This window comes from Psychrobacter sp. P11F6 (assembly GCF_001435295.1).
Lineage (GTDB): Bacteria > Pseudomonadota > Gammaproteobacteria > Pseudomonadales > Moraxellaceae > Psychrobacter.
Map to the genome: position 1 here is coordinate 1 of NZ_CM003594.1, position 13,870 is coordinate 13,870.

The following is a 13,870-nucleotide window of genomic DNA, read 5'->3' on the forward strand; positions in this document are numbered from 1 at the left end:
ATGAAGGGCTACGGAACAGATCACACTGCTAAAACACAAATATTATTTCAAATTATAGGGTTAGTATTTTTCATGATAGACACAGCAAATATTTGGGATAAATGTCTAAATGACCTACGATATAACGTCAAAGACAACGTATTTACTATGTGGTTGAGACCATTGTCAGCTCATCAAGAGGCGCAAACGCTGACTATACTTGCTCCTAATGATTATTTTGTGACTTACATCAAAAAAAACCACTTGCAAGAGATACAGCAGCTGGTTGCTAAGCACAGTCAAGGAAGTATCGAAGAGGTAGTTGTGCGTGTTGATAACGCTGGCCGCGATAGCGAAGACAATCGTCAATTGCAATCAGGGTCTTTGTTTGATGAAGATAAACCCTCCCCTACCCTTGCAGACCATAAGTTTGAAACCATTCATCATGACAATGCAAAAGCAGATATTGATGCCAATATGCGTCACGCAGGATTGGTTGATTCTGCTGATGCTAAGTCGTTAAGTTACCTAAACCCTGACTTTACTTTTGAAACTTTTGTCACTGGCAAATCTAACAATCTGGCTTATAAAGCCTGTTATGAGCTTGGTAAGCGCCAATCAAAAAATCGACACAATCCTTTATTTATATATGGACCTTCTGGTTTGGGGAAAACGCATTTAATGCATTCTGTAGCACATCGCTATTTAAAAAATAGTCAAAGTTTTTATTATTTCACTTCTGAAAAATTTATTAATCAATTGGTTTATTCATTAAGAAATAATAAAATAGAAGATTTTAAAAAGAAAATTAAAAAAGTGGATTTATTGATTGTAGATGATATTCATGTACTGGCAGGAAAAACCAAAAGTAGTAATGAGTTTTTGACATTATTTGCAGATTTTACCAGTGGTGATAAACAACTGATTTTGGCTTCAGATCGTCATCCTTCGCAAATGACCGAATTCGATGAACGTTTTAGATCGCGATTTTCTTGGGGGCTAACTGTAGCAGTTGATCCGCCTGAGATTGATACTCGTGTGCAAATTTTGCAAAAAAAAGCAGCTTCATATGGTATGACACTGCCTAAAGAATGCGCATTATTCATCGCTCAAAACGTGGTTTCAAATGTTAGGCGTTTAGAAGGTGCTCTAAATCAAGTCTTTGCCAATGCTAACTTGACGGGTGCACAGATTACTCTTGAAATGGTGCAATATGCGCTAAAAGACATCGTCGCGATGCGTGTGCAAGCTGTGAATATGGATAATATTCGCAAAGTGGTTGCTGAGTACTATGATGTGACCATCAAAGAGATGATGGGTCGTAAACGCACGCGCAGTATTGCTAGACCGCGTCAAATAGCGATGGCATTATCACGTGAGTTGACTGGTGATAGCTTTCCTGAGATTGGTCAATCATTCGGTGGTCGCGATCATACAACGGTGATGCATGCTTGCGACAAAGTTAATGAGCTACGAGCAGCAGATCCTGCGTTTGATAAGGATTACAAAACACTGGCATTAATGCTGCAAGCGGGTTAGCAGGCCGCGGTATCACTATGTTTTAGTGGATTGATATGGTTTATAATATTAAAAATACGAGTAGACAGACAGCAAATGGATTATAGTCAATAGACAGGGTATGATTAAGCCATTATTGTTAAGTTTTATAATAAAAATCATTTAAATAAGAGTAACCAAGCATGCAATTATCGATTAATCGAGAGTCGTTACTAAAAGCCATTAATTTGATCGCCAAGGCTGCTGATAAACGGCACAATATGGTTATTTTGGGCAATATCAAGCTACAGCTATCCGAATCAACGCTTATTTTGACGGCTTCTGATTTAGAAGTAGAGCTGACATCGACTTTGAAATTGCCTGCTGGTGCTTGTGTTGAAGCTGGTACCACGACTTTACCCGCAACAAAGTTAAAAGACATCTGTAAATCATTGCCTGCACAAGCTCAAATTAATTTGGCCACTCAAGAAAATGAACGCTGCTTATTAACCAGTGGCAAGAGTCGCTTTACCTTAGGCACATTACCTAGCGAAGATTATCCGAGTTTAGGTAATCCCGAAAATATCACGCCATTGACCATCAGTCGCAATCGTCTTATCGATTTGATTCATAAAACGCAGTTTGCAATGGCGATTCAAGATGTACGCTATTATTTGACTGGCATGTTGTTTGACGTGTCGCAACAGCAGCTAACGACGGTTGCAACCGATGGGCATCGATTGGCTTTGGCGCGCAGCGTTATCGATGTCAGTGCTGATTTAAATATGCAGGCTATTTTGCCCCGTAAAGCTGTCATTGAGCTTGAGCGCTTGGCCTCTGAGCTAGGAAAAATGCTTGGTGAGCAAGACAATCAGGTCACCTTGAGCTTTGGTCGTGAGTTTTTGCAAGTGAGCTTACCCTTTGGTGACGTTGATAGTGCAGGACAGGTCAATCAAAATCTGATGGTTACTTTCACTGCGCGTCTGATTGATGGAAAATTCCCTGATTATCGCCGAGTGATGCCAAGTAATACGGATAAACTGGCTTTATTCAATCAAGAAAAAATGACGGACGTACTGCGCCGTGTCGCGATTTTAAGTAATGAAAAATCTCGCGGTGTGGTGTTTAATTTTGCCAGCGACGGCATGGTAGAAGTGCGTGCTAATAATGCAGAGCAAGATGAAGCGGTGGAGATGATACAGGCGAAGTATCAAGGTGAGCCGATGGAGCTGTCCTTTAACGCTGCTTATTTACAAGATGTGCTTGGCGTTATTCAAGGTGACTTGCAAATGCACATGAGCCAATCAAACGCGTCGGTGCTAGTCAATCAGTTGAATGATGAGTTCCATCAGTATGTCATTATGCCAATGCGTATATAGTTTCTGTATAATTTCTATATGTTTTCAATAGGCTTAATAGCAGGGACTAAAGACACTCAGTTTGCACTTAAAAATTAAGGTAAGCTGAGTGTCTTTGATTAAAATTCAGTATTTTAAATTTAATAATCATTAAACTTTTGCCTATTATTATAGGTAGCGTCAATAGGCGGCTGTCGGCATTATGATTGAACGTCTACAAATATCGAACCTACGCAACCTGACGCACGTCAATCTACATGCAACAGCTTGCAACGTCATTATCGGTGCCAATGGCAGTGGAAAAACTTCATTACTCGAAGCCATATTTCTGCTATCAAGAGGAAAAAGCTTTCGTCATCACCAGCCAAAACGCTACATTCAGCACCATCAAAATACAGTGACTGTGTACGCTAGAATCAATGATAGCAATACTTTAGCTATCCAAAAACAAGCTGACGCGACCACAATTTTACGTCTGAATCAAACCACTGTCTATAACCAAAGCATCTTAACTGAGAAGCTACCAACGCTACTGCTAGATCCGTCGACGATGGATATGCTAGAGCAGGGAAGTGCTAGTCGTCGCCAGCTGCTAGATTGGCTAGTGTTTCACATGAAACAAGGTTTCCATCCGCAATGGCTCGCCTATCAGCGTCTATTAAAACAGCGCAATAGTTTACTAAAAAAGACACGTCATTTGACCCAAGTGCAGCTCGCTGAACTAAAATCGTGGGACAAAGGACTTAGTAATCATGCGGCACTGATTCATCATTATCGTGAACGGATATTCGCAGAATGGCAGCCTTATTTTGCTGAAAGTATCGCGCAGTTATTGCCCGCTTATGCGGAGCAATTGAGCCTTAGCTATAATGCTGGTTATGATACTACTGTTGCGCTGGATATACAGCTTAACGAGCGCTTAGAACAGGATTTGCAACTGGGATATACTCGTATCGGTAATCACCGTGCTGATGTTCATGTGCATTGGCGCTCTAATGACTCGGCAGCGTCGAATAATAATTTCTCAGATACAATGCATGAAGCGGACACTAACCTCAAAGTACCTGTTATAAAAGAGCAGGCAGCCAATGTATTGTCGCGTGGTGAAAAAAAGCTATTAATCACAGCACTGCGTTTATCGCAACTGCCATTACTGCTAAATACCCAAAAGACTAATGATCTATCAAATGATAGCGCTCATGCTCAGGTGACACCAGTGGTATTGCTAGATGATATTACTGCAGAGCTTGATGATAGGGCGATAGATATTCTATTGTCGACGTTAGCGCAGCTGCCATGTCAGGTATTTATGACCAGCTTAACCAATGATATTTTGCCTTTGGTGCATCAATACTGGTCAAAACCCAGTACGTTTCATGTGAAACAAGGTCAAATCTTGAGTCCTTAATTATCTCCTTTATGTTATTTCCTTTCTCCACGGTCTTTTATATCGATACTTATCTACCTGTCGTTTCGTAATGATATAGGCTATCTTTGCGAGCTGGTTTTATAGGGATAAAACGCTCAGTAAACAGTGACTTAGAGGCAAAAAAATGCTAAAATGGGGCTTTATTTTTGTCCTGTTCTCAGCAAGTTGTTTGATGACGTTATATAGGTGTTTTCCAATGCCTGTAAATTTCTAAGTATTTGATAAATAGATGTTTTGTTTGCTCTCTTGGTTTTTATAATGTTTAAAAAAAGAAGCCGATGTTAGAGAAAAAAAGCGCGGACTTGAAACTCTTTTTAAGTCGCTATCAACACTCAAGAATTTTTAGCTAATCGTGTTTTAGCTGGTAATGCTTATCAAAGGTTTTGACTATAAAAATTAAGTCTAAAATAACGTTATGAGGCGTCATCGTAGTGGTGCGCTAATAACAAACGGCTGATTATGGCTAGATTAAGGAATGCACATGAGTGATTCATTACCTACCGACCACGAGCAACTGACGTCAGACAGCATTGCTGAAACTACGGCACCAGCGGTGGTTCCTGAAAGTTTACCTTCTGATTATAGCTCCAAAGATATTCGTGTATTGCGCGGGTTAGAAGCGGTACGCGTACGCCCTGGTATGTACATCGGTGATACGGATGATGGTACAGGCTTACATCATATGGTCTTTGAGGTGGTGGATAACTCTATCGATGAGGCACTCGCGGGTCATTGTGATCAAATCGATATCATTATCCACGAAGACGAATCTGTGAGCGTCATGGATAATGGTCGCGGCGTGCCTGTCGATATCCATCCAGAAGAGGGTGTATCTGCGGCGCAGGTCATTATGACTGTCTTGCATGCAGGCGGTAAGTTCGATGATAACAGCTATAAAGTATCAGGCGGCTTACATGGTGTTGGTGTCTCGGTCGTTAACGCCTTATCGAAAAAGCTTGAAATGAATATCTGGCGTGAAGGCTATCACTATCATCAAACCTATACTGATGGGGTGCCTGATGCAGACATTCAGCAAATGGAGCCAACCGACAAAACCGGTACGCAAATTCGCTTTTATCCAAGTAGCGATGTATTTACTGGCACCATCTTTGAGTACGATATTTTAGCGAAGCGTTTGCGTGAGCTATCATTTTTGAACTCGGGTGTACGCATTGTTTTAACGGATGAGCGTATTGATAAGCGTCATGAGTTTGAACACAAAGGCGGCTTGTCAGAATTTGTCAGCTATATCAATGCTGGTAAAGATGGCATCAATGAAGTCTTTCATTTTGTGAGTGAGCAAGATGACGGTATCAGCGTCGAAGTGGCATTACAGTGGACAGATACTTATAACGAAAAAGTGTTTTGTTTCACCAACAATATTCCCCAAAGGGATGGTGGTACGCATTTATCTGGCTTTCGTTCAGCGTTGACGCGTTGTTTGAATACCTATATGGATCGCGAGAATCTCTTTAAAAAAGAGAAGGTCGTTGCTACTGGTGATGATGCGCGTGAAGGTCTAACCGCTATCGTATCCGTTAAAGTTCCAGATCCTAAGTTTTCGAGTCAAACCAAAGATAAACTGGTATCAAGTGAAGTAAAATCTGCGGTCGAATCAGCAATGCATGATAAGTTTAATGACTATCTGCAAGAGAATCCAAGCGCTGGTAAGGCTATTGCTGGCAAAATCATTGATGCCGCTCGTGCTCGTGACGCTGCTCGTAAAGCACGTGAAATGACGCGTCGTAAAACCACGTTAGATATCGCTGGTTTGCCTGGTAAGTTGGCAGATTGCCAAGAAAAAGATCCGGCATTGTCAGAGCTTTACATTGTGGAGGGTGACTCTGCAGGTGGTTCAGCAAAGCAGGGCCGTAGCCGCAAAACCCAAGCGATCTTGCCATTGAAAGGTAAAATCCTAAACGTAGAGCGCGCACGTTTTGACAAAATGCTGTCTTCTGCTGAGGTTGGTAACCTCATTACTGCGCTTGGTTGCGGCATTGGTCCAGACGAATATAATCCAGATAAAGTACGCTATCATAAAATCATTATCATGACCGATGCGGACGTTGATGGGTCACATATTCGCACCCTTTTATTAACCTTCTTTTTCCGTCAAACACCTGAGCTGATTGAACGTGGTTATATTTATATCGCCCAACCACCGCTTTATAAAGTGAAAAAAGGTCGTCAAGAACTGTACCTAAAAGACGACGAAGCACTTAAAGCGTATTTATTGTCTTCAACGATTGATAATACTAAGCTGCATATCAGTGCGGATGCGCCTGCTATTACGGGGCAAGCGCTAGAAACGCTACTAAATGATTATAACCAAACGCAGCTGATCAAAGCCCGTTTGCAGATTCGTTTTCCAGCGGTACTTTTGGATGCGTTAACGCATACACCGAAGCTTAGCACCGATATGACTTATGATTTGCCTGCGATGCAAGCTTGGAAAGAGGTAATGCAAGCCCAGCTTGAGCACTTCGGTAGTGACTTGAGTCCGGAGATTGAACTGGTGAATATCCACGCGCCGCAGCCTAAAAATATGGATGCTGCTGCTGCTGATTTATTGGGTATGAAGCCTGTCATTGAGGTTGAAGGCGGGGAAAATGTTGACGCTGAAGCTCCAGTAGCAAAAGCACAGTGGCTACCGCGTATTACGGTGTATGTGCACCAGTTAGCCCATCATTATCTGCTAGATGCTAGCTTTATCAATTCCGGCGAGTACAGCAAGTTGCTGCGTTTGTCTGCTGAATGGAATACCTTGCTTGAAGAGGATGCCTTTATCCGCCGTGAAGCAACGACTGGTACGACCAAAGATATCCCTGTACGCGACTTTGATTATCTCTGGCAGCAGATGATGCTTGATGCGCGTCGTGGTCTAGCAATTCAGCGCTATAAAGGGCTGGGTGAAATGAACGCAGATCAGCTCTGGGATACCACGATGGATCCTGAAAACCGTCGTATGTTACGTGTGACGATTGAAGACGCGATTGCGGCGGATCATATGTTTACCTGCTTGATGGGTGATCATGTTGAACCGCGTCGTATTTTCATTGAAGAGAACGCATTGACGGTGTCTAATTTAGACATCTAGGTTGAGCCTCTAAGTTGAACATAAAGAGTCGCGAAATCATTGTTAATTAATTAAAAAACCACCGCTTTGGCAATCAAGGCGGTGGTTTTTTAATGTTAGAATTGTTTCACGTGAAACTTAGTTTACGAATTGCTTTAGATAATGGATATAGAAATGATCGAAGTTTTTTTACTTGCGATAGCCTTGGCGATGGATGCATTTGCGGTATCAATTGGGTTAGGGGCTAAGTCGCAAAAGCAATCATCTGCTTATGTGCTGCGTTTAGCCGTTTATGCAGCACTGTATTTTGGTATTGCACAGGGTGTGATGCCGCTGATAGGTTATCTATTGGGTGCAGTATTGCTAGGCTGGTTGGCGACTGCTGCACCGTGGATTGGTGGTGGGATTCTTATTATGCTTGGCGCTAAGATGTTATATGAAGCGTTTAATGGTGAGGTTGAAGCGGTATTAGCAGACAGTTTTGACGTCAACATACAAGAAAAAATCAATCATCGTATGATGTTTACATTGGCTATCGCTACCAGTATTGATGCGATGGCAGCAGGCTTTACTTTGAATTTACTAGCAGTTAATGCGTGGCTAGCGTGCTTCATTATCGCTATTATCACCGCTGGATTTGGCTTTTGCGGTAGCTATTTAGGTAAGTCTTCTGGAACTTGGCTGGAGGATAAAGCTGAGATGCTTGGTGGATTAGTATTGATAGCCATTGGTATAAAGGTGATGTTTATCCGTTAATAATCATCATTAGATGGCTGAATTCTCTACAATAAAAAGCACCCCTTTGATGATCAAAGGGGTGCTTTTTTAATAAAGGCTTTGTTTCACGTGAAACTATAACTATCTTATATTAACTACTCTCTATTCTTCGTCAGTATCAAAACGCCATGCAAGTATACGCGTACTTTTTTGACCTTGGCTCATCTCAATGATGCGCATTTGAGCAACACCAAGTTGTTTTAACAGCAATTGCATAGGCTTCACGTTTTCTGACTTTGAGACTAAACTTGTGAACCAGCCAACATGCTCAGCGAAATCTTGACTCTCTTTTGCCATCTTGGTTAAGAAGGCAATCTCACCGCCCTCAGACCATAGCTCTTTATGCTGACCACCAAAGTTTAGATTCTGTGCGGCATTGCCAGACTTGGTTGAGCTGCGGCTGATTTGTGCGTTCTCATTCTTACCGCGATGTCGTTGCAAATTATGCTGCTTACGGCTATTGGCTTCCATCGCTTCTTCTAATGAGGCATGGAACGGCGGATTACAAACCACCACATCAAAGTAATCTTGGCGACCGATGATATTTTTAAAAATAAATTTAGGTTCGGTCTGTAGTTTTACTTTAACGGCACTTTTTAGCTTTGGATTGGTCTCACAAATCAGCGCGGCGGTATTGACCGAAATTGGGTCAATGTCTGAAGCGGTAAAGCGCCAGCCATAACTTTGACTACCAATAATCGGATAAATAGCACTAGAACCAGTACCGATATCAAGGGCGTGGATTTCTTTACCAGTCGGTGGCGTATTGTCTTTATTAACATGCGTCGTCTGCGCGAGTAAATCGGCAATGTAGTGAATATAATCGGCACGTCCTGGAATCGGTGGACATAGATAGCCTTCCGGGATATCCCAAAACTTCACACCATAATAATTTGCTAGTAGTGCCTGATTAAGGACGCGCACGGCGGCGCTGTCTGAGAAGTTAATCGTCGACTCGCCCTTAGGATTGGTAATGGTATGCTTAGCAAGCTCAGGCAAAGCGCGAGTCAATACTTCAAAGTCATAACGACCTTGGTGCGGATTGCGCGGATGTAGCTGCCCTAATTTTTTAGCAGTCTCAGGCGATCTGTTTCGGTGATTGTTGGCGGTCGGGCGACGGTTCATAGGCTTACTGGTCATAGTATCGGGCTTTGATGTTTGAATATAATGCACCATTTTAGCAGATTTCACGAGTCACTAGCGTCTTATCGACTACGTAAAATAAGATTTAATCCCAATATTATCATCGCTGTACCCAATACGCGGTCGATCCAATGTTCAAAACGCTGAAAGCGACGATGAATGGCAGGAATAGACAGTAACATCACCACGGTACTAAACCATGCCATCTGCAAGACCATCATCCATACACCATAAATAGCCAATTGCCACAGCGGTATGTCGGGTGATAAAACGAGAGTAAATATCGCCACGAAATATACTGGCGCTTTTGGGTTAAACACATTACAAAAAAAGCCACGGCGCAGAATGGAAGCGGTTGAGCCTGTATCAGTAGGCGGTTTTTTATTAGAAATGGCTTTATCAGAAAGCTCGGTATGATTGGTAGAAGTCGTTTGCTTAATAAGCATATCTTGTGAAACGTGAACACCTGAATCTATTAGCTCTACTGGATTTGCTAATTCTGATGTTTTTTTCGGTTTGGCTTGAATACCTTGCCATCCTAGATAAATAAGATAACTGCCGCCCAACCATTTAATAGCAGTGAGTAGTGGCTGCGAATGGGCGATGAGCGTTGCCAGTCCTAGCACCGAATAAGTGATGTGTATCGCAAGACCCAAAGTAATACCAAGACTACAAATCAAACCTGTGCGTCGCCCTTTTGCCAAAGTTTGCTGTGAGACTAATACAAAATCAGGACCCGGAGAGGCGGCAGCGAGTAGATGGACGCTGGTGATAAGCAAAAAACCGTGCCAAAATTCCATAACGTGCTCTGATTCATTTCTTGAGTTGGATAATAGTTGCATATTAGCGTAAATTAGGTCAACTAATATCGATACCAGCTATTGATGCTCATGCTAAAACGATGCTTGCGTTGCACGTAGCGTATGTCTATATTGAAAGTAAGTTACATGATTTTTAGTAGTATTAATTCGCCATAGAATAAACCATAAAATGATCGCTCTAATAAGGATGAAAACATGACTACGGAAAGTAATAATAGCAATTCTACTAGCAATGGCTCTCGCATCACCTATGAAACTCAAGATTATATCTGCCTGATTGGGCTAAATCGTTCTGATAAACGCAATGCTTTTGACAGCCATATGATTAAGCAGCTGTCTGAGGCACTCACTCAATATGAAAATGATGCGAATCTACGCTGTGCGTTAATATTCGCCCATGGTGAGCACTTCACCGCAGGGCTTGATTTGATGGAGCTACAAGATAAATGGGATAAAGGCGCATTTGAATTCGATGAAACCCAAATAGATCCATGGGGAATTGGTGGAAAACTGCGCACCAAACCTGTGGTCGTGGCGATACAAGGAACGTGTTTCACCGCTGGGATTGAGCTGATGTTAAATAGCGATGTCGTTATCGCCAGTGATAACTGCAACTTTGCGCAAATGGAAGTCCAGCGCGGAATCATGCCGTTTGGTGGCGCAACGGTACGCTTTGTCGCGGCAGCTGGTTGGCAAAAAGCGATGCCGTATCTATTAACGGGTAAAAACTTTGATGCACAAACTGCTGATCGACTAAATCTGGTTAGTGAAGTGGTGGCAAATGGGGAAGAATACGAACGCGCACTAACTATCGCACAAGAGATTTGCAACGCTGCACCGCTTGGCGTACAAGGATTACTATCCTCAGCACAAGATGCCAGTCGCAATGGCGCAAAAGTAGCATTAGCTAATATTCATGGCTATCTGCCGCATTTGTTTCATTCAAAAGATGCGAAAGAGGGTGCGATGGCGATGGTTGAGAGACGTGAGGCTGAGTTTGTGGGGCGTTAGACTTAATCAATATTGGACTATTTTCATTACAAATGTTGATAGTAAATACTTATTCTGACATTATTATTTTGCCCTTTTATTTAAGAGATTAAATGTGAAAGTTATAAAAAAGTTGAAACTAAAGAACTTTAAAAGGTTCGAGGATTTTGAAGTTGATTTTACGCCAAATATAAATCTAATAATTGGGGATAATGAGGCTGGGAAAAGTACGATACTAACGGCATTAGAGCTTGTGATAAGTGGAAGTGCTGCTCGTGTCGAAAGTATAGGGCTAGAAAATATTTTCTCAATGTCAGTAATTAAAAACTTTCTTTCAAGTAGTAAAGAAATTGATAAATTACCTACTATTCATGTAGAAATATATTTAGAAGAGCAAAATTATCCTAACCTTTATGGTAACTATAATCTAGATAAAAAAGATAGCGATGGGCTTCCATTAATCTGTAAACCAAATGAAAGTCTACTAGGAGAGATTAGTTCTATACTAAGCCAGTCCGGTGATAATTTTCCATTTGAGCTTTACGATATTAACTTTAGTACTTTCGCAGGAATTGCATTTTCTGGTTATAGTAAATACTTTAGATATATAGCTATTGATAGCACACAGATTAATAATGAGTATGCTACTAGAAGGTACATATCAAATCTTTACGAATCACTATTAAGCCCAGTTGATCGAAGCATCCTAGCTAACGAGTATAGGCAGCAAAAAATTAGTTTTAAGGATAATAGCTTACACAGAGTTAACAATAATTTAAGTGACTATGAGTTTTCAATACGTTCAAACCCACGCTCAAACCTTGATACTGACTTAACTATTGTTGAAGGAGATATACCCATTGAACACAAAGGTAAAGGAAAGCAGTGCTTTGTCAAAACAGAGTTTGCTTTAAGTCAGCCTCAAGGAAAATCAGTAAACACAATTTTATTGGAAGAGCCAGAGAACCATTTGAGCCACATTAGTATGAAAAAGCTTATCAATCGGATATCTGCCTCTTCAGTAGACCAGATTTTTATTGCAACTCATAGTAGTCTGGTAAGCACGCGTCTAGATCTAAGGAAGTCTATCTTATTAAATAGTAATAGTAGATATCCTGTAACCTTGAAAGATATACCAGAAGATACTGCTAAGTTCTTTATGAAAGCACCAAACAATAATATTTTAGAATTTATTTTATCTAAAAAAGTAATTCTTGTAGAAGGTGATGCTGAGTTTATATTATTAGAAGCTTTCTATAAGAAGTGTAGCCAATCTACACCAGATGTTGACGATGTACATATCTTATCGGTAGGAGGCACAAGTTTTAAAAGGTACTTAGATTTAGCTGAGAAATTAGGTATTAAAACTGCTGTCATTAGGGATAATGATGGAGACTATAATAAGCACTGTCTACAGAGATACCGTGATTATTTATCTAGTGATATAGAAGTATTTTATGACTCTGATAATAAAAATGAAACCTTTGAAATATGTCTTTATAACATAAACAAAAAACTTTGCGATCAAATATTTTCTTCTCCTAAAAGAACGCTACCTATTTTGGATTATATGCTCAAAAATAAAGCAGATAGTGCTTTCAAGTTACTTGATGAAAGAGCAGATGAAATCAATATTCCAGTTTATATAGAGAAGGCGATACAATGGATAAGAGGGTAGTTCTTGCAGTCGCAGGTTCTGGTAAAACAACATCGATTATCAACGATCTTCAAACTGATAGTAGAGCCTTAATCATAACTTATACTATCAATAATGTTGAAAATATAAAGAAGAGGATTATAAGGAAGTTTGGGTTAATTCCAAACGGAATAAAGGTATATGGATACTTCTCTTTTCTTTATACATTTTGCTATAAACCTATACTTCATGTTGAATTGAATTCTAAAGGGTTGATATGGCAAAAACCTCCACTTAGAACTAAGATAACTAATAGAAATCATTATTTTACGAGAAACGATTACATCTATGCTAATAGACTTGCGAAATTAATCATTAATCGGTCGTTAGCTGAAACAATAAATAGAGTAGAGAAGTACTTCGACTATTTATATGTTGATGAAATTCAAGATTTTGGAGGTAATGATTTCAACTTTTTAGTTGAGTTAGGGGCAGCTAAGTTGAATCAACTACTTGTTGGTGATTTTTATCAACACACTTTTGACACAAGTAGAGATGGTAATACAAATGCAAAGCTCCACGAAGATTACGTTAAATATATAACAAGATTAAGCAAATCTGGACATACAATCGACAGGCCAACCTTATCTGCTAGCCATCGTTGTAGTCCAACTGTATGCTTATTCATAAGTGATAAACTAAAGATAAGCATAAATTCGCACCGTAGTGATTCAACTATAATAGAGTTTGTTAGCTGTGAAAAAGATGCTTTAAGATTATTCAAGGATGATGAAATAGTGAAATTATTTTATCAATCAAGTAATAAATATAAGTGTTATGGCGATAATTGGGGTGCTGTTAAAGGACTAGATGATTTTTCAGATGTTTGTGTGGTTTTGAATAATATCACTTTAAAGCATTATATTGAAAATACTCTTCATGAGTTACCTTCAAAAACTATCAATAAACTTTATGTAGCTTGTAGTAGAGCAAGAAACAAACTATATTTTGTGCCTGAAAAAAATATTAGAAAATTTAAAGGTTGTTAGCTCTCTATCTGTTTACAGGTGTTTTTGATAAGCTCTACTATTAAATCAAATATACTTAATCGATACTGTGAAGGCGCGGTTTAGCCCTGACAGTATCGGCTATCCTGCTTGAATA

At 40.2% G+C, this 13,870-nt stretch carries 10 protein-coding genes; 8 read left to right on the plus strand and 2 right to left on the minus strand.

What is annotated here, in order from left to right; all coding sequences use genetic code 11:
- Positions 1-72: 72 nt before the first annotated feature.
- The 5 genes from dnaA to AK822_RS00025 all read left to right on the plus strand — a co-directional run bounded on the left by dnaA (position 73) and on the right by AK822_RS00025 (position 8,095).
- A complete protein-coding gene (dnaA, locus tag AK822_RS00005; protein ID WP_060492114.1) occupies positions 73-1,518 on the plus strand; it encodes a chromosomal replication initiator protein DnaA in 1,446 nt (481 codons plus the stop codon).
- Between the two features lie 161 nt (positions 1,519-1,679).
- Positions 1,680-2,855: a DNA polymerase III subunit beta gene (gene dnaN, locus AK822_RS00010; RefSeq protein WP_060490111.1), complete on the plus strand. Its 1,176-nt coding sequence runs from the start codon at positions 1,680-1,682 to the stop codon at positions 2,853-2,855.
- A gap of 181 nt (positions 2,856-3,036) precedes the next feature.
- Positions 3,037-4,242, plus strand: coding sequence for a DNA replication/repair protein RecF (gene recF, locus AK822_RS00015; protein ID WP_060490112.1), 1,206 nt, complete (start codon positions 3,037-3,039; stop codon positions 4,240-4,242).
- Positions 4,243-4,744: 502 nt separating this feature from the next.
- Positions 4,745-7,360 carry a DNA topoisomerase (ATP-hydrolyzing) subunit B gene (gene gyrB, locus AK822_RS00020; protein ID WP_060490113.1) on the plus strand — a complete coding sequence of 872 codons (2,616 nt, stop codon included), beginning with the start codon at positions 4,745-4,747 and terminating at the stop codon, positions 7,358-7,360.
- A gap of 153 nt (positions 7,361-7,513) precedes the next feature.
- Positions 7,514-8,095 (plus strand): manganese efflux pump MntP, encoded by a 582-nt coding sequence (locus tag AK822_RS00025; protein WP_060490114.1) that lies wholly within the window; start codon positions 7,514-7,516, stop codon positions 8,093-8,095.
- Positions 8,096-8,218: 123 nt separating this feature from the next.
- Here AK822_RS00025 and rlmF read toward each other — a convergent pair whose 3' ends face one another.
- Positions 8,219-9,256: a 23S rRNA (adenine(1618)-N(6))-methyltransferase RlmF gene (gene rlmF, locus AK822_RS00030; protein ID WP_060492115.1), complete on the minus strand. Its 1,038-nt coding sequence runs from the start codon at positions 9,254-9,256 to the stop codon at positions 8,219-8,221.
- Positions 9,257-9,321: 65 nt separating this feature from the next.
- Positions 9,322-10,059, minus strand: coding sequence for a LysE family translocator (locus AK822_RS00035; RefSeq protein WP_060490115.1), 738 nt, complete (start codon positions 10,057-10,059; stop codon positions 9,322-9,324).
- Between the two features lie 216 nt (positions 10,060-10,275).
- Between AK822_RS00035 and AK822_RS00040 the strand changes: the two genes are divergently transcribed.
- The 3 genes from AK822_RS00040 to AK822_RS00050 all read left to right on the plus strand — a co-directional run bounded on the left by AK822_RS00040 (position 10,276) and on the right by AK822_RS00050 (position 13,755).
- Complete coding sequence (locus AK822_RS00040; protein ID WP_060490116.1) at positions 10,276-11,091, plus strand: crotonase/enoyl-CoA hydratase family protein; 816 nt, start codon at positions 10,276-10,278, stop codon at positions 11,089-11,091.
- 94 nt (positions 11,092-11,185) lie between these two features.
- Entirely contained in the window at positions 11,186-12,748 is a 1,563-nt protein-coding gene (locus AK822_RS00045; RefSeq protein WP_060490117.1) for an ATP-dependent nuclease, read from the plus strand.
- Positions 12,733-13,755 (plus strand): DEAD/DEAH box helicase, encoded by a 1,023-nt coding sequence (locus AK822_RS00050; RefSeq protein WP_060490118.1) that lies wholly within the window; start codon positions 12,733-12,735, stop codon positions 13,753-13,755. Before AK822_RS00045 ends, AK822_RS00050 begins: the two co-directional genes overlap by 16 nt.
- Positions 13,756-13,870 lie beyond the last annotated feature (115 nt).

What these genes read in the sequence shown, in the direction of transcription:
- gyrB (WP_060490113.1), top strand. Translation starts at nt 4,745, where the DNA reads ATGAGTGATTCATTACCTACCGACCACGAGCAACTGACGTCAGACAGC.
- AK822_RS00040 (WP_060490116.1), top strand. Translation starts at nt 10,276, where the DNA reads ATGACTACGGAAAGTAATAATAGCAATTCTACTAGCAATGGCTCTCGC.
- AK822_RS00035 (WP_060490115.1), bottom strand. Translation starts at nt 10,059, where the DNA reads ATGGAATTTTGGCACGGTTTTTTGCTTATCACCAGCGTCCATCTACTC.
- dnaN (WP_060490111.1), top strand. Translation starts at nt 1,680, where the DNA reads ATGCAATTATCGATTAATCGAGAGTCGTTACTAAAAGCCATTAATTTG.
- AK822_RS00025 (WP_060490114.1), top strand. Translation starts at nt 7,514, where the DNA reads ATGATCGAAGTTTTTTTACTTGCGATAGCCTTGGCGATGGATGCATTT.
- rlmF (WP_060492115.1), bottom strand. Translation starts at nt 9,256, where the DNA reads ATGACCAGTAAGCCTATGAACCGTCGCCCGACCGCCAACAATCACCGA.
- dnaA (WP_060492114.1), top strand. Translation starts at nt 73, where the DNA reads ATGATAGACACAGCAAATATTTGGGATAAATGTCTAAATGACCTACGA.
- recF (WP_060490112.1), top strand. Translation starts at nt 3,037, where the DNA reads ATGATTGAACGTCTACAAATATCGAACCTACGCAACCTGACGCACGTC.
- AK822_RS00050 (WP_060490118.1), top strand. Translation starts at nt 12,733, where the DNA reads ATGGATAAGAGGGTAGTTCTTGCAGTCGCAGGTTCTGGTAAAACAACA.